The sequence below is a fragment of the Streptomyces sp. NPDC004752 genome (genome assembly GCF_053601275.1).
The window spans coordinates 1-24,421 of the sequence record NZ_JBSGBN010000048.1 but is presented as its reverse complement, the minus strand read 5'-3'; the positions used below and the strand labels follow the sequence as shown (position 1 = coordinate 24,421).

The following is a 24,421-nucleotide window of genomic DNA, read 5'->3' as shown; positions in this document are numbered from 1 at the left end:
CGCTCCGTACGCAACCGGATATCCGTCCATCCGCCTGTTCGTCTATCGGGTTCCCGGACTCCAGGGCTTCCGGCACGAGGGCTTCCCGGGCTCCCGGGCGGTCGGTCTACGCACCCTCGGTCTACGCACCCTCGGTGCTGTGGCGCCGATGCCACTCCCGTACGATCTGGTCGACGTCGTACGGCTTCATGCCGAGCGGTGGGCCCGGTGGCGGCTTGAACATCATGTCGCGGATCTTGACGTTGACATCCGTGATGATCTTCCGCGCGATCCGTTCCGAGGGGGCCGCGTGGGCCGCCGCGAGCGCGTCCTCCGCCTCCTTGCGCAGGGCCAGGGCCGGCGGCAGCAGGGTCAGGCCCTCGCGGGCCATTTTGCGCTTGACCCACCACAGTTCGTCGTACGTGGCGTCGACGTCCTGCGGCAGCGGCCGGCCGGCGCCCGTGAGCCGGTCGAACTCGCCGCGTCCCTGAGCGTCACGGATCTGCTTGTCGACCCAGGTCTCGAACGGGACGCCTGGTGGCTTTCGCTCGGTCATGAGTTCATTGTGCCGGACGCGGCAGGGCCGGGCGATTTATCATTCGGCCGCTGCCGCAAGGGCAGTTCACGACGGAACATCACGCACTTCAGGGGGAACGCACGTGCTCGAACTCACCATGGCCACCGTCTCCGGGGCCGACGCGGGTGCCACGGCCGGGATGCTCATGGCCGACGCGCCCAGCGAACCGGGCGCGGTGCTGCGCGTGGGCAGGGACGGGTCCGTGTGCCGACTCGCCACGCCCGACGACTGGCTGTTCGTCTCCCGGGTGCACCTGGAGTTCCGGTGCGGGCCGGACGGCGGCTGGCAGGTGTCCTGGCTGCGCGGCTCGCAGCCCGATCCGTCCTCCGTGGTACGGCTGACGGTCGGGGAGTACGCCCAGACCATCGCGTACGGCACCGGTGTGGCCCTGCCGCGGGGCGGCTCCGGAGAGATCATCATCCAGGACCGCACCGGGCCGCGCAGCGTCAACGTGGGCTTTTACCACGAGGAGTAGCGTCCGCGCGGCGCGCCCGATCCCACCGTCACGGCAGTACGCGGGCCAGTGCGAAGCCGTCGTAGCCCTTGCTGCCCACCGTCTGGATCGCCGTGCCGGACAGCCTGGGGTGGGCGGCGATCAGCTCGATGGCGGCGCGGGTGCCCACGACGTCCGGCTCCTCGCTGGCCGCGTCCAGCACGCGGCCACCGCGGACGACGTTGTCCACGACGATCAGGCTGCCGGTGCGGGTGAGGCGCAGCGCCCACTCCACGTAGTGCGGGTTGTTGACCTTGTCGGCGTCGATGAAGACCAGGTCGAAGGGGGCCGGGTTCTCGTCGGCCAGCTTGGGCAGCGATTCCAGGGCCGGGCCCACCCGCACCTCCACGACCTTCTCCAGGCCGGCGCGGGCGATGTTGCGGGTGGCGATCTCGGCGTGCCTGGCGCTGTACTCCAGGGAGATCAGCCGGCCGTCGGCGGGCAGGGCGCGGCCCAGCCAGATGGTGCTGTAGCCGCCGAGCGTGCCGATCTCCAGGATCCGCCGGGCGTCCTGGATCTGGGCCAGGAGCTGGAGGAACTTGCCCTGGTTCGCGGTGACGTTGACGTGCGGCAGCGCGGCGGCCTCGCTGTCGCGCAGGGCTGCCTGGAGCGCCTCGTCGTCCGGTGAGAGGTGGCTGATGAAGTAGAAGTCGATGTCGTCCCAGAGCTGCGACCCGCTCATGGCCCCTTGCCTTTCCGTGTCCGATACCTGTCTAGTACCCCGCGCGCGCCTGCCGGCGGCTGACCGGCCCCGGCCAGTCTGCCGCGTCCCTGCGGGGGCGTGGCCGTGTAGGGGGTGGCTCGGTATGTCGTTTTGCGGGTGCGGCTCCGTTGTGGCTGGTCGCGCAGTTCCCCGCGGGTGTCCCTGCGGGGGCTTGGCCGTGTAGGGGGTGCCTCGGTATGCCGTCTTGCGGGTGCGGCAGCGTCGTGGCTGGTCGCGCGGTTCCCCGCGCCCCTTTGGGTCCGCTGGCCTGGGGGGCAACCGTTCAACGGCGCCCCCGCGTCCCTTACGGGGTGAGGATCGCTGCTCTTGGCGAGGCGGGCACAGGCTGCCATTCAGGCGGCACGGCTCTCCGGCAGCTTCGCGAACCGTCTGGTCGACCCATCAGACGCCGAAATCGGCATAGCCCCACAACAGCCTCGCCCGCCGGTGTTCCAGGTAGAAGGTCATCCGCCCCTGGCTGTCGGAGACGGCGGCGTTGACTGTACGGACATGGCCGCAGCCGTTGGCCTGCGTGTTCGCGGTCAGCGCCTGATGGAAGTCGGGGGAGGGCTCGACAGCCACTACGCGGCCGGCCGGGCCAAGGGAGTCCAGGTGAACGAGGTGCGGCCCAGCGAGCAGATGCGCAACCTCGGCGTCATCCAGCAGGGCGCCCCGTCCTGGCCGAGCCGGTCCGGCCCTTGATGGGGATCTCTGAAACTGAAAGTGACCAGTGGTGCTCATCACTCCACTCTCTTCGAGGTTCAAGAGAGTGAGGAATCCCAGCGAGCGACGAGCGTGCTGTCGGCCGCTGGGGCCGTGCGAGAGCACGGCCACCGGCGCATCCGGTGAGTGGAGCGTGTCGGGTTCAGCGTCTGTTCATACGCAACACGCTGATGGCACCGACGGTGACGTAGCCGCGCCATTCCAGGGCTGCGGCGGGCGAATAACTGGTGAAGTCGATGGCCCATCCGCCGTCATCCTGCTGTTCGCGTTCGAGGCGGTCGAGGTCATCCGCCACAGTCCGGGCATCAAGCAGGTCACGGATCGGCCGGCCGGGCTCGGGCGCCAGAGCCAGTGGGTGCAGTGTCTCGCCCTCGGCCCCACCGGCGACCGCCAGGCGCCCATCCTTGGGGACGTACTGGCCCAGGTGGTCAAGCAGCTCGCGCGCCTGCGGGTGGGTGTCCGAGGCGATGTCGAGGAACTGCAGCGCGAAGCAGAGCACGTACGCGAAGGGCGCTTCGTCGATCCGGCCTATCGCGTCGAAGCAGTACCGCGTGGCCGTCGTCAGCCACGAGTGGTCGCGAACCGTGTCGTCGAAGCGTGCGGCGCGGTATGCCTGTGCCGCCACCGCCGTCGTGATCTGCAGGGATGATTGCGAGGGGTCGGCTTGCGCCCAGAACGGGGCGCATCCGGTGGAGTCGCTGATCGGGAGCGCGAAGGGCAACCCGCCGTCCGGCAGCGTCACAGAGTCCAGCCAGTCCAAGAGGGCCGCGGCGTGCGGCGAGGTAACCGGGCCGGCGTCGGCGAGCGCCGCGAGCGCATGCTGGGCGGCGCCCGGCTGGCTCTCCGGCGCACGAAGGTCCGGTTCGAGGCCCCATCCGTAGCCGCCGTCGGCGTTCCGGTAGGCGTCGAGTCCGCTGACGATGGCCTCGCGCGCCGCGTCACTGCCGGTGATGACGGCCTCGAAGCGCCTCTGATCGAGAACGCGCGCGTGCGTGGCCATGAACGCTCTCGCGCGATGCAGGTTTGTGCTCATAAGAGAACCCTGACACCCCTCGGCTACGTCAGTCTTGAACGAAACGGACGCCCGAAGAGACGAACCTGAAGCCAGAAAGCGCCACTTGCAGCGCCCTCTCGCAGGGCAGCCGCTGTATGAGTGAGGAGATCCACTGAGCATGCCTGGGATCTCCGCCGAGCAGGTGGTGGCCATTTTCAACGAGCGCCATCACCCTTCGATCTCCCCGCCGAACGCGGCGCCGCCGAGCAGGCCGTCGAGAGCCTCTCCGTATCCATGGAGCGCATCGCCCAGGCCCACACCTTCGCCAAGGGGGATGGGCATCGCAGCCCCCAGATCGGCATCAGCCGCGCGGCCGCCGTTGTCCAGCCCCCGAGCAGGAGCCGGTGCCATCGTCCTGTTCAACCCTCGCGTCACGGAGGCCGCAGCAGAGACTGACGAGCCTCCGGGGCGTAGGTCAAGACAGCCTTGGCAGTGGCAGGCCGGGCACCTGTGGGTGCCGCAGGTGCTGTCCGCCGTCGTGGATGTGCAGGGTGAATGTCTCCGGTCCCGGCCGGTCGGCCTCGTCATAGGCGTCCAGGACGCGCTCGATGCGCTCCCACAGCCGCACCGGGCCGGCCTCGCGCACCTGCCAACCGCCGTCGTACGGGGTGAGGGTGGCGGCTGAGCCGGTCACCACGTCGACCAGGTGCACCACGTCGCCGACCGTCGTCATCTGCGCGTCCGGCACCGCGCTTTGAGCGAGGAACCGCAGGTGGAACGCTTCCTCGGTGGCGACGGTGATCCGCTGCGGGCTGTGTCGGCCCGTCCGCGGCTTTTCCGGCAGGCCGGCCGCCCAGTGAGCGGGGTTGCCGAACGTCGGCGCCGCGTGGGCACGCGCGGACATGAACGACACCGTGCCGCCCAGCAACTGGCCCTCGGCCGTGCCGTCCTCGGCCACGGTCAGCAGGACGCGGGCGTATCCGTAGAGCCAGCCACTGAGGTTGAGCAGGATCTTCCCTTCCGGCCGGGTCTGGGCCAGCAGCGCGGGAGGCACGGCGCGGAACGAGCAGGCGGCCACGATCCGGTCGAAGTGGGCCTCGGGCCAGTAGCCGTACAGCCCGTCCGCCACGGCGAGTGTGGGGCTGTAGCCGCAGGCGAAGGCGAAGATGCCCGCGGTCAAGGCGCTGGTCGCCTCGCAGACGGGGCGCGTGCACGCGGCCCTCGGCAACGAGCGCCAGGCCGAGCAGCATCTCGGCGACGCCGATGAACTCATGGCGGACGGGCTCGGTGAGGACGTGCCCGAATGGGTCGCATACTTCGACGCTGCCGAGCACGCTGGTGCCCGCGCGGTTTCCGCCCGGGACCTCGCCGGGCTTGGCCGTCCCCGCAAACGAGCGAGCACCCACTTCGAGGATGCGCTGAAACTCAGGAAGCCGGGGTTCGACCGCGTCCGCGTCATGGACCGCGTTGGGCTCGCCGCCGCGCTGTTCGACGAGGGAGAGGCCGAGAGGGGCGCCGCGGCGGCCCAGCAGGCGCTCGACGACGCCGCACGCTTGGACTCGACACTGGTGGCCTCCCGGCTCAACAGCCTGCTCGACGCGGCCCGCCCGTACGAGACAGCCGTCGTCGACGAGGTGCGTACGAGGGCGAAGGATCTCGCCGCCGCTCGGCCGACTACGATCGCGGCCTGAGACCATCGAGCACATGGGCAAGCACAGTCGTCCCGGACCGCCGAATCAGCCGTCGCGCGCGCTCCCACGTGTCGATGCCGACGACCCGCTCGCCGCATACGCCAAGCGGCGCCGCCCGCCGATGGACCAACACCGGCGCCACCGGCCATTGCACGGTGGTGCCGGCCACCTTCGGCCCGAGGAGCCCAGGGCCTTGGAGGAGTGGGACGGTTTCGTCTACGTCCCTGTCGGCACTGCCCCCGACCTCGCAGCAGCCGCGGCCTGGGTTCACGGGCTGGGCTCCCACGAATCGACCGATCTGGCGTAGGACCTCGGCAGAGGCGCCTGGCGCGGAGGGCACTTAGGGCACCTAACAAAAATGGTGGACTCGATCTGGTCAGCGGTCGGTGTCGCGCACGACGCCGCCGGGTAGCGGGACGCGGTCAGCCGCGCAATCGCACGCGATAAACCCGGCGACGTCGACGGTCATCCTCGGGATACTGGTCGCCCGTCGATGAGGTCAAAGTCGTCATCGCCCATTCCGAACGCGCGACCCTGCGCGTCGGCGACGTGTTCCTGAAGGTGGACGCCGATCAGGCGCGCATCGACGTTGAGGTCCAGGCGATGGCCCTGGCGCCGGTCCCGACGCCGAAGGTCCTGTGGTGCAAGCCGCCCGTGCTCGCGATCGCCGCGGTCCCGGGGACGGCGCTCGGCCGCCTCGGCGAGCCGTCGACCGCGTCGCCGGCAGGGTGGGCCGCGGCGGGCGCCGTCGTCCGGAAGTTGCACGACGCGCCGTTGCCGCCCTGGCCCGGCCGGGGCCCCGACGAGTTGGTGGCGGATCTCGACGGCGAGTCCGAGTGGCTCGTGACGAACGGCGTCCTGCCCGCCGACCTCGTCACGCGCAACCGGCTGGTCGCCGAGGCCGCGCTGCGGCCGTGGACTCCGGTATTCACGCACGGCGACCTGCAGATCGCTCACGTGTTCGTCGACGGTGACGAGATCACGGGCATCATCGACTGGTCCGAGGCGGACCGGGGTGATGCTCTGTACGACCTCGCCGCCTTGACGCTCGGACACGAGAAGCACCTCGGCGACGTCATCGCCGGCTACGGCACCGATGTCGACCTCGACGTGATCCGCGCGTGGTGGTCGTTGCGAAGCCTCCTGGAGGTTCGCTGGCTGGTCGAGCACGGCTTCGACCCGTCCGCGCCGGGCTGTGAGATCGACGTGCTGAGATCCCGGATGTGAGGAGCGCGGGCCCGGCTGCTACGAACGCGTTCTGAAGCATTAGCCAACACCGCCGCCGGGCTCGGGATCAGAACAGACAGGACTCGGCGGCGTCAACGGCCACTGCTACGGCTTTCGTCGCGGATCATGCGGCGGAGGCTGGTGCGGGCGCCGCGAGGTCGTCTTCGGCTTCCTCCAGGCGCTGGCTGAGCTGAGTGTTGTCCGGCCGCACCTGCTGGAGCTGGGGTGGACAGTTCGTGGTTATGGCTGGTCGGATCATTGATCCGGGTGATGAGGTCTTTCGTGGCCTGGTCGAGCTGCCGGCCGAGGCGGCAGGCTCTCGACGCCTTCCCACGCGCGGAACAGGCGACGGACGGTGCCCGGGTCCATCCGGACTCCGCGCAAGTCACGCTGTTGCAGACCATGAAGGACCTCTCGCCGGACAATGAAGAGCCAGTGGTGCCAGAGAGAAGTCGGCCATGCTCAACCAGGGAGGTCTGCTGCCCCGTCCATTCCTCCGCTGCCTCCGGACGCGTCGGAGGTCGCGTCGGGCCGGGACGAGGTGCCTGCCGAGTTCCGGGACGACCGCCGGCTCGCCTCTCTGCACGAGGAGTGACGAACCAGCGGCCTCGGTCACTTCTGAAACACACCCTGGCTAGCCGCGCCGGGTCGGGGCTGGGATGGCCGGGAGGGGCTCGTGGGGTTCCACCGATGGTGGGGAGCCCGGCAAGGGGCGGCCTGCTGATTCCTGCATGCGCCAAGCCGCGAAGCCGCCGATGACTGCCGCCGCCATCATGTAGTACGCGGGCATCATCATGTTGCCGGTCGTGCCGATCAGGGCGGTGACCACCAGGGGTGTCGTGCCGCCGAACAGGGAGACCGAGATGTTGAAGCCGATCGACAGGGAGCCGTAGCGGACCCTCGTCGGGAACAGGGCGGGCAGCGCCGACGGCATCGCCGCCGTGAAGCAGACCAGCAGCAGACCCAGCGCGCCCATGCCGAGTGCGACCGCGAGCAGGCTGCCTTGGCGGATCAGCAGCAGGGACGGGATCGAGAGCAGCAGGAAGCCCGCGCAGCCTGTCGCGATCACCGGGCGACGCCCGATCCGGTCGGTCAGGGCGCCCGCGAACGGCTGCACGATCATCATCAGCGTCATCACACCGAGGACCACCAGCAGCCCGTGCGTCTCGTCGTACTTCAGCTCGCTCGTCAGATAGCTCGGCATGTACGACAGCAGCATGTAGTCCGTGACGTTGAAGACCAGGACCAGCGCCATGCAGAGGAGCAGGGTGCGCCACTGGCCGGTCACCATCTCCCGCAGCGGCACCTTCGGGCGGCTCGACTCCGCCTTCGTGGCCTCCGCCGAGAAAGCTGCCTTCTCGACCTCCGCCGAGAATGCCGGTGTCTCCTCCAGCCGCATCCGCAGGTACAGCCCGACGATCCCCATCGGACCCGCGATCAGGAACGGGATCCGCCAGCCCCAGGACACCAGGTCGTCCGCGGACAGCAGTGCGGTCATGAGCGTTACCAGACCCGCACCGCCGATGTACCCGGCGAGCGTGCCGAACTCCAGCCAGCTCCCGAAGAACCCCCGCCTGCGGTCCGGCGCGTACTCGGCGATGAACGTCGACGCGCCCGCGTACTCGCCGCCGGTGGAGAAGCCCTGCACCAGCCGCGCCATCAGGAGCAGGAGCGGCGCGCCCACACCGATCGTGGCGTACGACGGGATCAGGCCGATCGCGAACGTGCCCGCCGCCATCATGATCATGGTGAGGGCGAGCACCTTCTGCCGTCCCACCCGGTCGCCGAGCGGCCCGAAGACCAGTCCGCCCAGCGGCCGGACCAGGAAGGCCGCCGCGAAGGCGCCGAAGGTCGACAGCAGCTGCGCGGTCGGGTTGCCGGACGGGAAGAACACCTTGCCCAGCGTCACCGCGATGTAGCTGTAGACACCGAAGTCGAACCACTCCATGGCGTTGCCCAGCGCGGCGGCCTTCACGGCGCGCTTGACTAGCGCCGGGTCGGTCTCGGTGACCCGGCCGCCCGCGCCGGGGTCGGTCTTCTCGGGCGGCTCGGACGGCTCGGACGGGGTGAAAACTGTGGCGGTCGGCAAAACTCCGCTCGCCTACCTCTCGACGGGGACCGGGACGGGGCCCACCGCAGCAGGCCGAATTTCGACCATAGGTCGACTTACGTCCCTTACGTGCCGTACGCACCCCACCGCGCAGCGCAGCCAAACGCCCCCCAAGCAGGCACGCGGACGCGCCCCGGCGCGTCCGCGCGCCCCGCTCACTGTGATCCATCTCGCTCCCCGCGGAAGCAACCTGGTCCCCCGGTCACTATCGTCTTCCGGACAAAAGGCGGGCGGACGTCAGGTGAAGCGGGGGTTTCCCGCGTCCCCCTCCGGGGGGACGGCGCCACCTCATAGGGTGCGCGAAGGGAATCCGCACGGGACGTGCGGGACGGACGGGGCGGGAGGCCGACGAGGCGTGGCGAACGTGGAGCACAGCGGGCGACCGGGGGAAGCCTTCGCGGGGGCCCAGGCCCGCCTGAAGGCGGCCAGGCTGGCCCTGTGGGGGGTGGTCGCGATCCTCGCGGTGCGCCAGTTGACCGCCGTCCTCGGCTCACCCCGCGGGGAGCGGCTGACGGACCTGGAGACCTGGGTCGGCCCCCACGGCGTCCTGCACGTCAACGGCTCCCTGTACGACTCGACCCGGTTCACCGGCACCCCTTTCGGCGGCCTGGTCCTCAAGCCGCTCACCCGCGCCGCCGAGCAGGCCCTCGGCTGGGGCTGGACCTTCGGCACGCTGCTGCTGGTCGTCGCCCTCGGCCTGGTCGCCGCACGCGCCCTGCCCCAGCCGGTCAGCCGCCGCACCGCGCTGCTCGCCGCCCCGGTCGCCATCAGCCTGTTGATGCTGTCCCTGCCCGTCCGCAACACGCTGTGGCTGGGCCAGACCAGCGTCATACCCGTGCTGCTCGTCCTGCTCGGCTGCTTCGCCGTCCGCGGGGAACGGGCCGGCGGTCTGTGCATAGGCATCGCCGCCGCGCTCCAGCCGACCATCCTGCTGTTCACCCCGCTGCTGTGGTTCACCAGCCGCCGCCGTGCCGCCGTCTCCGCCGCCGCCACCTTCGCCGCGGCCACCGTGCTCGCCTGGGCCGCGATGCCGCACGACTCCCACACCTACTGGGTGCACCACATGGCGGGCGTCGGCCTCGGCGGCAAGGCCGACGCCCTCGCCAACCAGTCCCTGCACGGCGCCCTGCTCCGCCTGGACCTGACCGGCCCGCTGGAGATAGCCCTCTTCCTGCTGCTCGGCGCGGGCGTCGCGACCCTCGCCCTGCGCCGCGCCGTCCGCTACGCCCGCGACGGCCAGCTGCTGCTCGCCGTCGCGCTCACCGGCTGCGCGGCCGTCGCCGTGTCGCCGACCACCTGGCAGCACCAGCTGCTGTGGGTACTGCTCGCGGTCGTCGGCCGGGTCGGCAAGCGCGCCTCCGACCGCTACCTCTGGCCGGTCGCGGTCGTCCTGGTGACCACGCTCCCGGCCAAGATGATGCTGCCGAACATGCCGGTGCTGTACCCGCTGCGGGACAACATCGTGCTGCTCGCGGCCATAGCCGCCGCCACCGTCGTACCGTTCCTGTCCCGCACCTCGCCGTACTACGCGAACCCGGTCCCGGCGGCGTACGCGAAGCCGGTCCCCGCCCGTTTCCGGCACGTCCCGCTGCTGCCGTTCCTCCGCCGGGTCCTCACCCGCCCCAACCTCCTCCTCGAACTGCTCCTCATACGCGTCACCTACGCCGCCTACCAGCAGGTCCGGCTCGCGGCGACCGGAGGCAGCAACACCGGGGGCCGGGCCACCGCCGAACACCACGGCCAACTGGTCCTCGACATCGAACGGTTCCTGCACATCGACATCGAGCACGCGGCCAACCACGCCGTCGTCAAGATCGACTGGCTGCGGAACTTCTTCGACTTCTACTACGAGTCCTTCCACTTCGTCGTCCCGCTCGGCGTCCTCGCCGTCCTCTACTGGCGCCGCCCCGTCGACTACCGCTGGGCCCGCTCCTCCCTCGGCTTCGCCACCCTGCTCGCCCTGGTCGGCTTCTGGCTGTTCCCGCTGGCCCCGCCGCGCCTGATGCCGGGGCTTGGCTTCATCGACACCGTGCACGGCGTCCAGGACTTCTCCAAGCCGGACTACGGCACCCTGACCGCCCTCACCAACCAGTACGCGGCGATGCCCTCGCTGCACTTCGGCTGGTCCCTGTGGTGCGGCGTGGTCATCGCGGTCATCGCCCCGAAGTGGTGGATGAAGGCGCTGGGCCTGCTGCACCCGCTGTTCACGGTGTCCGCCATCGTCGCGACCGGCAATCACTGGGTCCTGGACGCGGTGGGCGGGGCCGCGGTGGTGGGTGCCGGTTTCGCCCTGACATATCTCCTGGCGGGGCCGCGCCGGGTGGGCCGGGCAGACGAACCCCGGCGGCCCGGTGCCGTAGCGGAACCGTTGGGGGAACGGTCGCTCGGTCACGGTGCAGAGCGGAGCAGGGGTACGGAGACAAGGACGTCGACGCCGTGACGACCTTCGCCGACGACGACCATGCGACGGCGACGACGATGCCGACCACATCCGCGGCGACATCCGCAGCGGCACCCGCGGCGAAGGGGAGAGCCGGCGAGCGGTGCCGAGCGGCAGTCCCCCTGGTCGTACCGGCCGCCGTAGCGCTCGTCCTGGGTTTGTGGGGCATCACCCGCCAGGACAGCATGTGGCGTGACGAGTCGGTCACCTATCAGGTGGCCCACCGCTCCCTGCCCGACGTGGCGGGCCTGCTCGGTCACATCGACGCCGTGCACGGGCTGTACTACGTCCTCATGCACGCCGTCTTCGCCCTCTGGGACGGCGGCCTCGTCGCTCTCCGCCTGCCCTCCACCCTGGCCACCGCCGTCGCGGCCGCCGGAGTGGGCGCGATCGGTACCCGTCTGGCGGGCCGCCGGTCCGGAGTATGTGCGGGGCTCGTCTTCGCCCTGCTCCCCATCACGCAGCAGTACGCGCAAGAGGGCCGTTCGTACGCCCTCGTCACCGCCTGCGTCACCTGGGCCACCTATCTCTTCCTCCGCGGCATCCGGTCCCCCCGGGCCGGGTGGTGGGCGGCGTACGCCGTTGTCCTGGGCGTCGGCTGCTGGTTGCACGAGTTCGCCGCGCTGGCCCTGGTGGCCCACGCGCTGACCCTGTGGCGGCTGCGCGTACCGGGCCGGATGTGGCGCCGCTGGGCTGCCGCGGCGGCCTGCGTGCTGGTGAGCGTCCTGCCGCTCGCGGTGGTGAGCGCCGCTCAGGCCGACCGGCAGCTGGGCTGGCTGGGGCGTCCCAGCCTCGCCATGTGGCTGCAGTTCCTGGGGATTTCGGTCTTCGGCACGCTGCTGTGCCGGTACCTCGTGCGCGGTGGGCCGGACCCGGAATCCGACACGGGAACGGAATCCGGCACGGGAACGGGGACGGAGGCGGGGACGGCCGTGGCGACGCTCGCGCTCCCCCTGCTGGTCGCCCCGCCCGCCCTGTTGATGACCGGCTCCCTCGTGAAGCCCTGGTACGTCGACCGGTATGTCCTCTACAGCATGGTCGGGTTGGCGCTGCCCGCCGGGGCTGCCCTGGACCGGCTGCTGTCGCGCCGGTGGCGACTCGTGCCCGTCCTGCGTGTTCCCGTCGTCTGTCTCCTGGCGGTGGGGTTGGCCGCCGCGTGGCTGCCCGCCGCGCAGACGGTCCGCTCGCCGCACAGCCGGAAGGACGACGTGAACGCCGTCGCGCGTACCGTCGAGCGATTCGCGCGCCCCGGTGACGGCGTTCTGTTCCTGCCGTCCAGGCGCCGTGAATGGCTGCTGTCCCACCCGTCCGTCTACCACCGGCTGGAGGACCTGGCCCTCGCCAAGTCCCCCGTCGCCTCGAACTCCCTCCAGGGCACGGAGCTTTCCGTCGATGCCGTCCGCCGCCGCATCCTGGCCTCGGACCGGGTCATCGCGCTGGCCGATCCGGTGGGGCAGCCGCTCGACCCCTTCGCACAGGAGGTGGTCAAACGGCGCACGCTGAAGACGTACTTCCAGGTCTGTGAGCGTGCTCAACTGTGGGGCGCCCAGGTCATCGTGTACGCCAGGAACGGCCGCGGCGACTGTACGAGCCCCGGCGCATAGCGCCGCACCCGTTCCAGGTCAGCCGACACCGCACTCGAACCAGACCGTTTTACCGCCCCCGGGTGCCGGTGACACGCCCCACTTGTCGGCCACCGCGTCGAGCAGGAGGAGTCCGCGTCCGCCCTCCCCGTCCAGCGGCGGGCAGAGCGTGATGAGCGGCAACTCGGGTGACCCGTCGGTCACTTCGACCCGTACGACCGATTTCCGCCGCTGCACCAGCAGGACGCAGCGGCGGTCGGGTACATGGCGTACGACGTTGCTGACCAGCTCGCTCACGCCCAGTTCCAGGGCGTCCGTCAGCTCGGTCAGCCCCCAGTCGCGAAGCAGCGAGCGCACGATGTTGCGGATGTGCCGCACGGAGTGCTCGCCGACGCTGAGGCTCATGCGGTAGTGGGGAATCTGGAGGTTCACACCATGAGGCTGACCTGCCGAGACTACGCTCGGCTATGGAACAGACACAACAGGTCCCGCAGTGGACCGAGTTGCGCGAGAGGGGACCCCGCATGACCCAGATCAACGTCCTCGACCCGGGTGCGTCGCCGCTCGACTACTACGGTTTCGAGCTGCGCCGACATCGAGAGGCGGCGGGACTGACCCAGCGGCAACTCGGGGAGATCCTCAACTACACGGGGTCGTTGGTCGGCCAGATCGAAACGGCCCGCAAGTTGCCCACGCCCGAGTTCAGCGAACGGGCGGACGCGGCACTGGGCACGGGCGGGCTGCTGTCGCGGCTCGTCGGACTGGTGATGCGGTCCCAACTTCCGGCGTGGTTCCAGCAGGTGGCGGAGCTGGAGGCGCGGGCGGCCGAGATCTGCACCTTTCACACTCACCTGGTCCATGGCTTGTTGCAGACTCCGGCCTACGCACGTGCCGTGCTGGGCGCGTTGGACCAAAACGGCCTCGACGACCGGGCCGCAGCGCGGCTGGCACGTCAGCGCATCTTCGAGAAGGGCACGCCACCCGTCTTCTGGGCGGTCGTGAGCGAAACCGTGCTGCGTCAGGAGGTCGGCAGCCGAGAGGTGATGCGCGAGCAGTTGGCGCGCCTGTTGTCATTCGAGGGCAACCCTAGGATCAACGTTCAGGTGCTGCCGTTCTCGGTCGGAGCACATGCGGGCTCGCAGGGCTCATTCGACCTCTTCCGCTTCGTGAACGACCCGAGCATTGTCTACACCGAGGGCTACGGAAGCGGGCATCCAACCGCTAACCCAGACACCATCCAGGATTGCTCGCTCCGATACGATCATCTCCAGGCCGCCGCGCTGTCCATCAAGGACTCGGCGGAGCTGATCCGGCAGGTGATGGAGGAGCGCTATGGGGAGCAACGCGATTCGGTGGCGTAAGTCCAGCTACAGCGGTGATCAGGGAGGATCCTGCGTCGAGTGCGCGCCACTTGGCCCCTTGGCCTGGCGCAAGTCGACGTACAGCAGCGACCAGGGCGGCAACTGCGTAGAGGTCGCCGAAGCCCCCTGCGCCACCGTGGCCGTAAGAGACTCCAAGAACCCCGCAGGCCCGCACCTCGCGTTCGGGCCCGCGGTGTTCACGTCGTTCCTGGAGTGGACTACCGGGAAGCGCATCTGAGACAAGTAGTCGGGTCGCCCGGGGGTGAGACTCCCCGGCGACCCGGTCACTGTTCCGTTGGTCGAGCCAGGCGTGCGGTGGAAACCGGGAGAGCGGCAGCGGCCAGTCCGGCGGCTCCCAAGGCGATGGCCTCGATGAAGGCCGGTAGGTATGTGGGCTCGTGCAGTGGCCATGCCCACAGTGCAGGGGTTCCGTGGTGAACGCCGAAGGCCGCGCAGGCGATCGGGAAGAGAGTGACGCTCGTGGCCGCGACACGAAGGCTGGTAACGGCGCGCAGCAGCAGGGCGAGTCCGAGGTAGCCCAGGAAGTTGCGGGCCATGCCCGCGGCGAGGATATGGCCGGTCATGGACGATACGAGCCAGCCCCCGGCCAGCGTCAGTACGGTGCAGGCCGTCATGAACCCGGTGTCCCACAGCTGTACAGGTCGTACGGCCGTCACTTCGTTGGCGTTGCCTCCACGCGACTGCCCGTACAGGATGAGGCACACCGGTGCGAGTGGCAGCAGGAACGGCAGCGGGAACGAGAAGGAGAGTCCGCCGACCACGACCGGCACGGGGATCTGGATGGAATCGGCGACGGCACCGAGGACCAGGCAGGCGGCGAGGCTGGCGCAGACTGCGGGTACCCGGCGCACGTGAAGCCACCAGTCCATGGATGTTTCTCTCTGTCGGTTGGCTCGTGGTGGAGGGTTCAGAAGTGAGCGGGGTCGAGGACGGGCTGCTTGTCGCACCGGGTGAGTGTCTTCGCATTCTGCTGGAACCAGGCCAGTTGGGCCTGCCGGGGACGTTTGCGAACGCGGGTGGCGACCTCGACTTCCTCTGGTAGGTGTTGGGATGCGACGACCTGGGGGTCCACTCCCGCGGTGAGAGTGAGCCAGGCGCTGAGCGGCCCGAAAGCGTCACCTCCCGGCCATTCACCGTACGTAGCGCATGCCGGAGTCTCTTGGGGCAGAGCGCTCTTTGCGACAAGGGAGCGAATGTCGTCGGCAGCCGGCATGGGCTTCCACGGCGACAGCTCCGGAGCGGTGGTGACACCGGCGGCAGCCAGCCGGGTATGGGCATCCGTTGCCCATTTGACGATGTCCGCGGTGGCATGCTCCTGTTCGGGCCAGAGACAGACCCGCGGCTGAGTGTCCGAGCAGGTGCGCAAGGCGGTGGAACGGGATGCGGCCGCGCTGTACCCGAGGGGATGGACGATCCACGCCGAGACGGTCACCGCAACGGCCAGTACAACGGGAGCCAGGATCCGCAGACCCCGCTGCCGTACCGTCACCAGCCAGGCGGCCAGGAGCAGACCGATCGAAACCAGCGCGGGTGCCAGAATGCTGCGGGGTGCCGCTACTTGGTCGAGTCCGCAGCACTCGGCGAGGTTCGTGCCGTTCAGCTGCCGGACCCAGAAGACGTGCATCGCCGCCGGGTAGGCCATCCACACGAAGCTGCCCACCAGCGCCACGGGAACGGCCAGCAGCCTAGGCAGGCAGAGCCCGATGACATATCCAACGGCGGTATGTGCCGTGACAACCAGCAGCTCCAGACCGAGTACGGCGACAGCGGTCCAGCCGGGAGTACCTGCGGCCTGCGGCAGAAGCAGACCGAGGGCCAGCGCCACCGCAAGGACCCCCAGAACGAGCGTAGGTGTCAGGACGGCGAGTGACACGCCGCTGAAGGTCCGCACCGGCGCCCCCTGTAGCGCCCGGGACTGCCGCACACGCAGCCCCTCCCAAGCGCCGCAGGCGGCCACCGCCGGTGCCGTCCAGACCAGCAGAGAAGTGCTTTGTGCGGCAACCGACTCCCAGTACCCGTCGGTGACCAGTTCGGTGACATTGCCGCTGTAAGCGAGCAACCACAGGATGAGCAGAATGCCGATGCGGGGGGCGAGGGACACCCGCAGCACGATGCGCCACGGCATGTTTACACCTCCTCCTTGACCAGACCGGCGTAAGCGGCCTCGGCCCGGTGCTCCTGTGCGACCTGACCGGGCGCCAGGTCCAGAAAGGAAACGGTGGACCCCTGGAAGAGAACGTGTCCCTGGTCGAGGAGGATGACCGAGTCGTAGCTGTCCGCCAGATCCTCTGTCTGATGGGTGGAGACCACGAAGCTCGCCTGATCCTTGAGGTCGTCCAAGAGGGCGCGGAACACTCTCCGTTGTGTCGGGTCGAGGCCGGCGGTCGGTTCGTCCATCAGTACAACCCGCGCCGAGTGCACCAGCGTCTGGGCGATACCGAGGCGCCGTAACTGGCCTCCTGACAGCTGGGCGGCGGAGCGTTCGGCCAGCTCTCGCAGGCCGACCCGCTCGATCGCCTTCAGCGAACTGTCCCATGCGTCCCGCCGCGACAGGCCCTTCAGCCAGCCGGCATACGCGGCCTGCTCCCTGACCCGCAGCCCAGGCACGGGAGTCACCTGCTGCGGCAGCCAGCCGACCTGCTGTCGGTACTGCTTCAGATCGCCCCGTCTGCGGGTGTCGAGGTCCCCGAGTGTCACGCTGCCTGCGCGGGGTCTGAGCGCGGATGCGAGGAGCGCCAGCAGCGTCGACTTTCCGGCGCCGTTGGGCCCGAGGAGCACTACGCATCCTGACGGCAGTTCGAGGGTCAGCTCTTCGAGGACGAGATCCCGGCGCCGGTATCCAAAGGAACAGCACGAGACGTGGATGCTCATTCTGGCCTTCTGTTGACTTCCATGAGAGGCGCGGCCCCCGGGAAAGTCGGGGCCGTCGGCGTCCGACTGCTGTGAGTACTGGGTGACAACGCTGTTGACGTCGAGCCTAGTCGAGCCCATGTATCGCACGGCGAAGAGGGAAGCCACTGGAAACCGTGGCCTTCAACGGCGCCGTGGGTGGGAGTCGCCCCCGTCCGCGGGGCGTGGATGTCAGAGCGGCAGCCAGGTGTCGAGGGTCGCGGCCAGTTCCTCGCGCCCGGTGAAGATGTGTCCGTTCATGCCGGTGCGGTCGGTGCGCCTGAAATCGCCCGCTGGAACGAACTGACATTCTATGCAAACATTGTCAGCATGTTGGACGACGAAAGGCTCGGGCAGATCCTGGACGCCGCCTACGCCTGCTTCACCCGGCACGGCGTGCGGCGCACGACCATGGACGACATCGCCCGATCGGCAGGCATCTCCCGCGCCGCCGTGTACCAGTACGTGCGCAACAAGAGCGACGCCTTCCGGCGCCTGGGCGCGCGGCTGCTGGATACGTCCCTGGCCGAGGCGTGCGCCGCGGCATCCGCCCCCGGCTCGCTCGGCGATCAGCTGACCGGGGCGTTGGAGGCGAAACTGGAGCTGACACTGCGGCTGTGGCGGGACAGCCCGGCGCACGCCGCAGAGTTGCTGGGTGCCGACGCGCAGCTGCTGGCCGAGCCGATCGCCGACTACAACGCAGCGATGCTCGACCTGCTCGCCGCTACCGTCACCGGTGTCCGCTGGCAGACGGACGGGCGAGAGTTCGCCGAACTGCTGCTGGCCCTCACCCGCGGCCTCGAAGCCGATCTGTCCGATCCGGACGCCCCCCGGCGGCGGCTACGCCGCGGCGTAGCCCTGCTCGTCACCGGCCTGGACCATCCCCATTGCGCCCATCCGGATGCCAAGGAATCTCAATGACCGTTGCCGTCCTCATCACCGGTACCTCATCCGGCATCGGCAGGGCTACCGCCCTGCGCCTGACCCGCCGCCCCGAGTTCACCGTCTACGCCACCGCCCGGCGCCCCGAGACCTTGACCGACCTCGCCCAGGCGGGCGCCCGCACCCTGGCTCTGGACGTCACCGACGAGCAGTCGATGGCCGATGCCGTCGCGAAGGTGGAGGCCGAGCACGGCTCGGTCGGCATCCTGATCAACAACGCCGGCTACGGCGAGTACGGGACCATCGAGGAGACCGGTTTGGACGGGGTACGCCGCCAGTTCGAGACCAACGTCTTCGGGCTCGCCCGGATGACCCAGCTCGTGCTGCCCGGCATGCGCCGCGCCGGCGGCGGCCGCATCATCAACGTCGGCTCCATGGGCGGTCGGCTGGTGTTCCCCGCCGGCGGCTATTACCACGCCAGCAAGTACGCCGTCGAAGCTCTCACCGATGCCCTGCGCTTCGAGGTCGCCCCCTTCGGCATCAAAGTCAGCCTGATCGAACCCGGCCTGATCCGCACAGGATTCGGCGACACCGCCGCCCGGACACTGTCCGAGTCCGCCGCCCCCGTCGGCCCCTACGTCGCCCTCAACACCGCCGCCGACCAGCAGATGGCCGACTCCTACCGCTCCGCCCTGTTGTCCGCACCGCCCGAGGCCGCCGCCTCGGTGATCGACCGCGCCGCCACCGCAGCCAGGCCGCGCCCCCGCTACGTGGTCACTGCCGCCGCCAAGGCGCTGATCCACACCCGGCGCCTGCTCGGTGCCCGCGTCTTCGACGCCTACCTGCGTCGGCAGTTCAAGTCGTGAGCGTCGCGAGCAGATGGCCGAGCGAGTACGACCCGGACAGCAGCGTACTCGGCGCCCGCGAGCCGGAAGCACTCGCCAATCTCGGCAGGCACCTGGACCTCTTCCGTTCTAGTGGCCGATGCGGGCCATCTCGCTCTGGGGCGTGCGGTCGGATCCGGTACGCAGGACCCGGGCGCCCACAACGGTGGTCACACACAGCAGGGTCAGCAGGACGAAGGCGTGGTTGAGGGCGACGAGATGGGTCAGCCAGCCGATGACGGCGGGGCCGGCGAGCATGCCGACGTAGCCGAGCCCGGCGACGCGGGAGACGTTGGCGCCGGCGGATGCCGGGTCGGCGTGTCCGGACGCGCTGAACAGCTGCGGGACGCAGCCGGACAGGCCCAGCCCGAACAGTGCCCAGCCGGTGAACGCGGCCCACATCCACGGGCCGAGAGCCACGAGTGTGATGCCGACGGCGGCCGCGGCCGCGCCGTGGCGCAGGATCGCCAGGGAACCGAACCGGGCGACGAAGCGGTCCGCGAGCAGCCGGCCGATGGTCATGAAACGAACGTATGAGTCAATCGAACGTGTGAAAGAGGGCTGTCATGAAGCTGCTCGTGTACGGCGCCGGGGTGTGCGGCAGCCTGTTCGCCGCCCGCATGCACGAGGCCGGCCATGGCGTCTCGCTCCTCGCCCGGGGCGAGCGCCTGACCGCCCTGCGCCGGCACGGGGTGCAGCTCGCCGAGGAAGACGGCCCAGCTGTCAAGCGGGTGCCGGTACCGGTGATCGAGCACCCGGACGGTGGGTACGACCTGATCACCGTCTTCGTCCGCACCCACCAGGTGGATGCGGTGCTGGAATCACTCGCCGGTGTCCAAGGTGATGTGCTGTTCCTGCTCAACTGGGCAGCCGGCCCGGAGACGCTGGGTGCGGTGATCGGCCACGAGCGGGTGCTGCTCGGCTTCCCCACGACCGGCGGCACGATGGACGGCGATGTGGTCCGCTACCGCAAGAGCAGCTTCATCACCCGCCGGGTCGCGATGCCGATCGGCGAGCCCGACGGCCGTACCACCCCGCGACTGGAACGGATCGTGGAGACGTTCCGTACCGCCGGGATCAACGCCAGGGCCGAGCCGCAGATGGATGCCTGGCTCAGGACGCACGCCGCGTTCGAGGTCCCGCTCGGGCAGGCGGTGCACGCGGCGGGCGGCCCGGCAGTGCTGGCCGACGACCCGGACGCGGTCCGCGGCATGCTCCACCTCATGCGGCAGAACCTCGCCGCGATGGAGACGCCGCCGGTACCTCGCGCGTTCGCCGCGTTGCGGGCTCTGCCGCAAGGGCTCCTCGTGGCCGTGCTCCGGCGCTTCCTGAAGAGCCCGACGGCCGTGCACAGCGGACTCAACGACCCCTCGCCCGCCACGGCGGCCGAACTCGAGCGTCTGACCGAGCAGCTCCGTGCCCCTGCGGGAGCCCGCTGAGCGACCCAGGCTGCGCGGTGTGCGGCTCATGTGGGGCGGCTCGCCGCACCGCCGACCGCCCGCGTACGAACGCTCACCCGGAGGTCAACGGCCCAGGGCGTCGAAAGTGACCGGGGTCTCGAAGGCGGCTCGGCGGGTGGCCCGGCGTAGCGCGCGCAGCAGCGGTGGGCCGAGTGTGAGGGTCAGCACCACCGTGCAGACGGCCCGGCCCAGGTCCCAGCCGAGCGAGGTCGCCAGGCAATAGGCGACGAACCGGGCCAGGTTGGCGGGGACCGCGGACTGCGGGTCGAAGGCGATGTTCGAGGCCAGGGCGCCCATGAAGGGCCAGCCCGCGAGGTTCATGACGGTGCCGTAGGCGAACGCGGCGAGGAAGCCGTAACCGGCCAGCAGCGCGAGTTCGGCGCGCCCGCGCAGCCGGTCCGGGCCCGGGAGCAGGCCCGCGCCCATGGTGAACCAACCCATCGCCAGCATCTGGAACGGCAGCCACGGCCCCACCCCGCCGGTGAGCAGCGCGGACGCGAACATCGTGAGCGAGCCCAGCACGAAGCCGAAGCCGGGGCCCAGGACGCGTCCGCTGAGCACCATCAGGAAGAACATGGGCTCGATCCCCGCCGTGCCCGCGCCGATCGGCCGCAGCGCCGCCCCGGTCGCGGCCAGCACGCCCAGCATGGCCACCGCCTTCGGCCCCAGCCCCGACTCGGAGATCGCCGCGGCGACGACCGCGAGCAGCAGCACCAGCAGGCCCGCGAAGAGCCACGGCGCGTCCTGCGCGTGCGCGCTGATCCGCGAGGCGGGCGGGGCGAGGAAGGGCCACCCGAAGGCGACCACCCCGACCGCCCCGACCAGCACCAGCGCGGCGACGGAACGGGGCCCGAGCCGGACCGCCCTGGCCTGCGGGGTCACCGAGGTCACCGAGGTCGCAGACGCGCGCAAGGAGCCGTCGCTCATGCCAGTGCCTCCCGTATCTGGGCCACCGTGAGCCATTCCTGCGGGGCGAGGATCTTGGTGACCTGGGGGGCGAAGGAGGGCGAGGAGACCACGATGTCGGCGGTCGGGCCGTCGGCGATCACCTCACCGTCGGCGAGCAGCACCACCCGGTGCGCCAACTCGGCGGCCAACTCCACGTCGTGCGTGGCCAGGACGACGGCGTGACCCTCGGCGGCGAGCCCGCGCACCAGCGCGACCAGGCGGGCCTTGGCCGCGTAGTCGAGGCCGCGGGTCGGCTCGTCCAGCAGAAGCAGCGGCGGGCGCGCGGCCAGCACCACGGCCAGGGCGAGCGCCAGCCGCTGGCCCTCGGACAGGTCGCGGGGATGCGTGTCATCGGTGATCCCGGGCAGCAGCTCGGACACCAGCGCACGGCAGGTACCGGGGGTAGCGCCCGCGTCCCGGTCGGCGGCGGCGCACTCGGCGCCCACGGTGTCGGCGTACAGCAGGTCGCGCGGCTCCTGCGGGACCAGGCCGACCAGGCGCACCAGTTCGCTCGGCGGGGTGCGATCCGGAACGGCTCCGCCGACCCGCACACTGCCCGCACTCGGCTCGACCAACCCGACCAGGGAGTTCAACAACGTGGACTTCCCGGCCCCGTTACGCCCCATCAGAGCGACGATCTCCCCACCGTCCACCCTGAGATCAATCCCCCGCAACGCCTCAACCGACCCCCGCCGCACCACCAGCCCCCGCACCTCGACAGCGCCCTGAAGGGGCGCGGGGAACTGTGTGTTCGGCCATGGGGCCGGCGTGGTCGGGTGATGGCGGGTCGCGGGCGGCGGGTCCGCGGGGGCGAGGTCAGTGAGGCGCAACCGCAGCCGGGGGAGTCGCGAGCGCCGGGCCGCCGGGGGCGGGGGTTGCCGGGTGGGGTCGGGATCGGCGGATGGGCTGTTCGGGCCAGGCACATCGTACGAATCCGGCGCCGGTCCGGCAGCGCCCTGAAGGGGCGCGGGGAACTGCGCGCCCGGCCACGACGCTGCAGCAGACGGACGACGCCGTCTCGTGCCCCAAAGGGGCGCGGGGAACTGCGCGACCAGCCACGACGCAGCCGCAGACGAACGACGCCGCTTCACGGCCCCACCGGCGGAGCCCTCCCGCTGCGCCGAGTCCGGAGACAAGCGGGCGATCTCGGGGCGGGTGGGCGGGGAAGCACAGGGAGGCTTGTGATCGGCGAGGCGTAGGCGCAGCTGCCCCGCCGCGCGCCGCGCATTGCGAACCGTGAGGGGGAGCGGGGTCCACCCCGCCAGCCGCCCCAGGTCCACCACCGGCGGGTACACCGGGGACACCGCCATCACCTCGGCCGGGGCGCCGAACACCGGCGCACCCCCCGGCGCGGGCAGCAGCAGCACCTGGTCGGCGTACTGGATCACCCGCTCCAGCCGGTGCTCGGCCATCAGCACCGTCGTCCCCAGGTCGTGGACCAGCCGCTGGAGCACCGCGAGGACCTCCTCCGCGGCAGCCGGATCCAGCGCCGACGTCGGCTCGTCGAGGACCAGCACCTCGGGATGCGGGGTGAGCACCGAACCGATCGCGACCCGCTGCCGCTGCCCGCCGGACAACGTGCCGATCGGCCGGTCCCGCAGCTCCGCCAGCCCGAGCAGGTCCAGGGTCTCCTCGACCCGCCGCCGCATCACCGCCGGCGCCAGCCCCAACGACTCCATGCCGTAGGCGAGTTCGTCCTCCACCGTGTCCGTCACGAAGTGCGCCAGCGGATCCTGGCCCACCGTGCCGACCACATCGGCGAGTTCACGCGGCTTGTGCGTACGGGTGTCCCGTCCCGCGACCGTGACCCGCCCGCGCAGGGTGCCGCCCGTGAAGTGCGGGACGAGCCCGCCGACCGCGCCCAGCACCGTGGACTTGCCGACCCCGGACGGGCCGACGAGCAGCACGAGTTCACCCTCGGGGACCTCGAAGTCCAGTCCCCGGACGGTGGGTTCGACGGCACCGTCGTAGGTCACGCTGACATCCTCGAAGCGGATCACGACGGCTCCTTGGGGACCACGAGTGCGGGCAGCAGGGCGAGGAGTACGGCGGCGGCCGGCCACAGCGGCAGCGCGGGCGCGGTGAGCGGGACGACCCCGGGGTGCAGCGCCGCCGGATCCCGGGCCGCGGCCAGCGCGAGCAGCGCGGCGACCGCGGCACCTGACCCGGCGACCAGCCAGGCGCGCGCGTTCCACGGGTCGGGCCGGTACCGGGTGCGCGGCGAGCGCCGGCCGCCGAGGCGCAGCCCCGCGAGGGCCGCGACGAGTCCGGCGAGCAGCACCGGCAGCCCGTACGTGCCGCCTTCGGCGGTGAGCAGTCCGTACGTGCCCGCGCAGACGCCGAGCAGTCCGCCCAGGGTGAGCGCGGCGGTCGTACGGCGGACGGCGACGGGGACGTCGGCGGTGCGGCCGTAGCCGCGGGCGTCCATCGCGGCGGCCAGCGCGACGGAGCGTTCCAGGGCGCCCTCCAGCACCGGCAGGCCCACCTGGAGCAGGCCGCGCACGCCACGGTCCGGGCGGCCCCGCAGTCGGCGGGCGGCCCGCAGCCGCTGTACGTCCGCGATCAGGTTCGGCGCGAAGGTGAGCGCGACGACCACGGCCACGCCGATCTCGTACAGGGCGCCCGGCAGGGACTTGAGCAGACGGGCCGGGTTGGCGAGGGCGTTCGCCGCGCCGACGCAGATCAGCAGCGTGGCCAGCTTCAGACCGTCGTACAGCGCGAAGACCAGTGCCTCGGCGGTGACCCGGCCGCCGAGCCGGATGCCCTGCGCCCAGTGCGGGAGCGGGACTTCGGGGAGGGTGACGAGGACGTGCGTACCGGGGATCGGGGAGCCGAGGACCACCGCGAAGACGAGGCGGACGACGAGGACGGCGAGCGCCAGCTTGGCGAACGCCGTGTAGGACCGGGCCCAGGGGGCGGAACTGCGATGGGTGGCCACCACATAGCCTGCCGCCGAGATGAGCAGCCCGAGCAGCAGCGGATTGGTCGTCCGACTCGCCCCCACCCCGAGCCCGAGGGCCCACACCCACCAGGCCCCCGGATGTACGACGGACCGCCGCCGGGCCGCGGACCCCTCACCGGGCACTCCACCGGACCCCTCGCCGGGCACCCCACCGGAAGCCGCCCGGCTGCCGACGCGCCGGTCGGTGTCGCTCGCCCGGGTCGGGCGGTTCGTGTCGGGTGTGCGGTGCGGTGGTTCCCGGCGGAGGCCGGTGCGGGTGGTGTCTGCGTTGTCGGTTCCGCCCGGGTGGTCGGTGTCGCCCGTTCCGTCGCTCGTTCCGCTCGGCCGGTCCGTGCCGTTCGTGGCGGGCGACGGCTTCCGGTCGGGGTCCTTAGAGCTCCGAACAGAATGGGCGCCCGGCGTGGGGCGGCTGGGGCGCCCCCGGCCGGGGGTGTGGGGGAGGGCCCCGGGGGGCGCGAAGAGGGGCGGCGAGGGGCCGGGGGGGGCGACCCACC

Annotated in this window: 23 protein-coding genes and 2 pseudogenes; 11 read left to right on the top strand and 14 right to left on the bottom strand. The window is 70.8% G+C overall.

What is annotated here, in order from left to right:
• Positions 1–121: 121 nt before the first annotated feature.
• On the bottom strand, positions 122–535 hold the full coding sequence (locus ACWEKM_RS21035; protein ID WP_451622710.1) for a DnaJ family domain-containing protein: 414 nt from the start codon (positions 533–535) through the stop codon (positions 122–124).
• Between the two features lie 103 nt (positions 536–638).
• Between ACWEKM_RS21035 and ACWEKM_RS21030 the strand changes: the two genes are divergently transcribed.
• Positions 639–1,031: a hypothetical protein gene (locus ACWEKM_RS21030; protein ID WP_451622709.1), complete on the top strand. Its 393-nt coding sequence runs from the start codon at positions 639–641 to the stop codon at positions 1,029–1,031.
• 28 nt (positions 1,032–1,059) lie between these two features.
• Here the strand turns inward: ACWEKM_RS21030 and ACWEKM_RS21025 are convergent, their stop codons facing one another.
• The 4 genes and pseudogenes from ACWEKM_RS21025 to ACWEKM_RS21010 all read right to left on the bottom strand — a co-directional run.
• Entirely contained in the window at positions 1,060–1,731 is a 672-nt protein-coding gene (locus ACWEKM_RS21025) for an O-methyltransferase (RefSeq protein ID WP_451622708.1), read from the bottom strand.
• 423 nt (positions 1,732–2,154) lie between these two features.
• Entirely contained in the window at positions 2,155–2,334 is a 180-nt protein-coding gene (locus ACWEKM_RS21020) for a hypothetical protein (protein ID WP_451622707.1), read from the bottom strand.
• Between the two features lie 283 nt (positions 2,335–2,617).
• Positions 2,618–3,508 (bottom strand): hypothetical protein, encoded by an 891-nt coding sequence (locus ACWEKM_RS21015; protein WP_451622706.1) that lies wholly within the window; start codon positions 3,506–3,508, stop codon positions 2,618–2,620.
• 436 nt (positions 3,509–3,944) lie between these two features.
• Positions 3,945–4,628: pseudogene (locus ACWEKM_RS21010) on the bottom strand (ATP-grasp peptide maturase system methyltransferase); the annotation flags it as partial.
• Between the two features lie 7 nt (positions 4,629–4,635).
• Between ACWEKM_RS21010 and ACWEKM_RS21005 the strand changes: the two are divergent.
• From ACWEKM_RS21005 to ACWEKM_RS20995, 3 genes are all read left to right on the top strand, one after another.
• Positions 4,636–5,160 carry a hypothetical protein gene (locus ACWEKM_RS21005; protein ID WP_451622705.1) on the top strand — a complete coding sequence of 175 codons (525 nt, stop codon included), beginning with the start codon at positions 4,636–4,638 and terminating at the stop codon, positions 5,158–5,160.
• Positions 5,161–5,173: 13 nt separating this feature from the next.
• The gene (locus tag ACWEKM_RS21000) at positions 5,174–5,467 is read left to right on the top strand and encodes a DUF6087 family protein (RefSeq protein WP_451622704.1); all 294 of its coding nucleotides are present in this window, start codon (positions 5,174–5,176) and stop codon (positions 5,465–5,467) included.
• A gap of 242 nt (positions 5,468–5,709) precedes the next feature.
• Positions 5,710–6,387, top strand: a complete 678-nt coding sequence (locus ACWEKM_RS20995; RefSeq protein WP_451622703.1) for a phosphotransferase family protein — start codon at positions 5,710–5,712, stop codon at positions 6,385–6,387.
• Positions 6,388–7,021: 634 nt separating this feature from the next.
• On the opposite strand, the gene proP is transcribed toward ACWEKM_RS20995, so the two are convergent.
• Positions 7,022–8,476, bottom strand: a complete 1,455-nt coding sequence (gene proP / locus ACWEKM_RS20990; protein WP_451622702.1) for a glycine betaine/L-proline transporter ProP — start codon at positions 8,474–8,476, stop codon at positions 7,022–7,024.
• Between the two features lie 376 nt (positions 8,477–8,852).
• Between proP and ACWEKM_RS20985 the strand changes: the two genes are divergently transcribed.
• Positions 8,853–10,937 carry a bifunctional glycosyltransferase 87/phosphatase PAP2 family protein gene (locus ACWEKM_RS20985; RefSeq protein ID WP_451622701.1) on the top strand — a complete coding sequence of 695 codons (2,085 nt, stop codon included), beginning with the start codon at positions 8,853–8,855 and terminating at the stop codon, positions 10,935–10,937.
• The gene (locus ACWEKM_RS20980; RefSeq protein WP_451622700.1) at positions 10,934–12,541 is read left to right on the top strand and encodes a glycosyltransferase family 39 protein; all 1,608 of its coding nucleotides are present in this window, start codon (positions 10,934–10,936) and stop codon (positions 12,539–12,541) included. The genes ACWEKM_RS20985 and ACWEKM_RS20980 overlap by 4 nt, the downstream gene beginning before the upstream one ends.
• A gap of 18 nt (positions 12,542–12,559) precedes the next feature.
• Here ACWEKM_RS20980 and ACWEKM_RS20975 read toward each other — a convergent pair whose 3' ends face one another.
• Positions 12,560–12,925 (bottom strand): ATP-binding protein, encoded by a 366-nt coding sequence (locus ACWEKM_RS20975; protein WP_451622745.1) that lies wholly within the window; start codon positions 12,923–12,925, stop codon positions 12,560–12,562.
• A gap of 119 nt (positions 12,926–13,044) precedes the next feature.
• Here ACWEKM_RS20975 and ACWEKM_RS20970 point away from each other — a divergent pair, with 119 nt between their 5' ends.
• Together ACWEKM_RS20970 and ACWEKM_RS20965 are read left to right on the top strand one after the other, a co-directional pair.
• Positions 13,045–13,881, top strand: a complete 837-nt coding sequence (locus tag ACWEKM_RS20970; protein WP_451622699.1) for a helix-turn-helix domain-containing protein — start codon at positions 13,045–13,047, stop codon at positions 13,879–13,881.
• A gap of 58 nt (positions 13,882–13,939) precedes the next feature.
• Positions 13,940–14,119 carry a DUF397 domain-containing protein gene (locus tag ACWEKM_RS20965; protein ID WP_451622698.1) on the top strand — a complete coding sequence of 60 codons (180 nt, stop codon included), beginning with the start codon at positions 13,940–13,942 and terminating at the stop codon, positions 14,117–14,119.
• 46 nt (positions 14,120–14,165) lie between these two features.
• Here the strand turns inward: ACWEKM_RS20965 and ACWEKM_RS20960 are convergent, their stop codons facing one another.
• Genes ACWEKM_RS20960 through ACWEKM_RS20950 form a run of 3 tightly spaced genes read right to left on the bottom strand, consistent with a single transcriptional unit; the run spans position 14,166 to position 16,773 of the window.
• The gene (locus ACWEKM_RS20960; protein WP_451622697.1) at positions 14,166–14,771 is read right to left on the bottom strand and encodes a hypothetical protein; all 606 of its coding nucleotides are present in this window, start codon (positions 14,769–14,771) and stop codon (positions 14,166–14,168) included.
• Positions 14,772–14,809: 38 nt separating this feature from the next.
• Complete coding sequence (locus ACWEKM_RS20955; protein WP_451622696.1) at positions 14,810–16,027, bottom strand: DUF7224 domain-containing protein; 1,218 nt, start codon at positions 16,025–16,027, stop codon at positions 14,810–14,812.
• A 2-nt stretch (positions 16,028–16,029) separates the two neighbouring features.
• Complete coding sequence (locus ACWEKM_RS20950; protein ID WP_451622695.1) at positions 16,030–16,773, bottom strand: ATP-binding cassette domain-containing protein; 744 nt, start codon at positions 16,771–16,773, stop codon at positions 16,030–16,032.
• Between the two features lie 348 nt (positions 16,774–17,121).
• Here ACWEKM_RS20950 and ACWEKM_RS20945 point away from each other — a divergent pair, with 348 nt between their 5' ends.
• Positions 17,122–17,712 carry a TetR/AcrR family transcriptional regulator gene (locus ACWEKM_RS20945; RefSeq protein WP_451622694.1) on the top strand — a complete coding sequence of 197 codons (591 nt, stop codon included), beginning with the start codon at positions 17,122–17,124 and terminating at the stop codon, positions 17,710–17,712.
• Positions 17,709–18,539, top strand: a complete 831-nt coding sequence (locus tag ACWEKM_RS20940) for an oxidoreductase (RefSeq protein ID WP_451622693.1) — start codon at positions 17,709–17,711, stop codon at positions 18,537–18,539. Before ACWEKM_RS20945 ends, ACWEKM_RS20940 begins: the two co-directional genes overlap by 4 nt.
• Positions 18,540–18,647: 108 nt before the next feature.
• Here the strand turns inward: ACWEKM_RS20940 and ACWEKM_RS20935 are convergent.
• Positions 18,648–19,079: pseudogene (locus ACWEKM_RS20935) on the bottom strand (MFS transporter); the annotation flags it as partial.
• 44 nt (positions 19,080–19,123) lie between these two features.
• Between ACWEKM_RS20935 and ACWEKM_RS20930 the strand changes: the two are divergent.
• Positions 19,124–19,996 carry a ketopantoate reductase family protein gene (locus ACWEKM_RS20930; RefSeq protein ID WP_451622692.1) on the top strand — a complete coding sequence of 291 codons (873 nt, stop codon included), beginning with the start codon at positions 19,124–19,126 and terminating at the stop codon, positions 19,994–19,996.
• Positions 19,997–20,080: 84 nt separating this feature from the next.
• Here the strand turns inward: ACWEKM_RS20930 and ACWEKM_RS20925 are convergent, their stop codons facing one another.
• Genes ACWEKM_RS20925 through ACWEKM_RS20915 form a run of 3 tightly spaced genes read right to left on the bottom strand, consistent with a single transcriptional unit; the run spans position 20,081 to position 24,050 of the window.
• Complete coding sequence (locus ACWEKM_RS20925) at positions 20,081–20,944, bottom strand: ECF transporter S component (RefSeq protein WP_451622691.1); 864 nt, start codon at positions 20,942–20,944, stop codon at positions 20,081–20,083.
• A complete protein-coding gene (locus tag ACWEKM_RS20920; RefSeq protein WP_451622690.1) occupies positions 20,941–22,965 on the bottom strand; it encodes an ATP-binding cassette domain-containing protein in 2,025 nt (674 codons plus the stop codon). Before ACWEKM_RS20920 ends, ACWEKM_RS20925 begins: the two co-directional genes overlap by 4 nt.
• Positions 22,962–24,050, bottom strand: coding sequence for an energy-coupling factor transporter transmembrane component T (locus ACWEKM_RS20915; protein WP_451622689.1), 1,089 nt, complete (start codon positions 24,048–24,050; stop codon positions 22,962–22,964). Before ACWEKM_RS20915 ends, ACWEKM_RS20920 begins: the two co-directional genes overlap by 4 nt.
• Positions 24,051–24,421 lie beyond the last annotated feature (371 nt).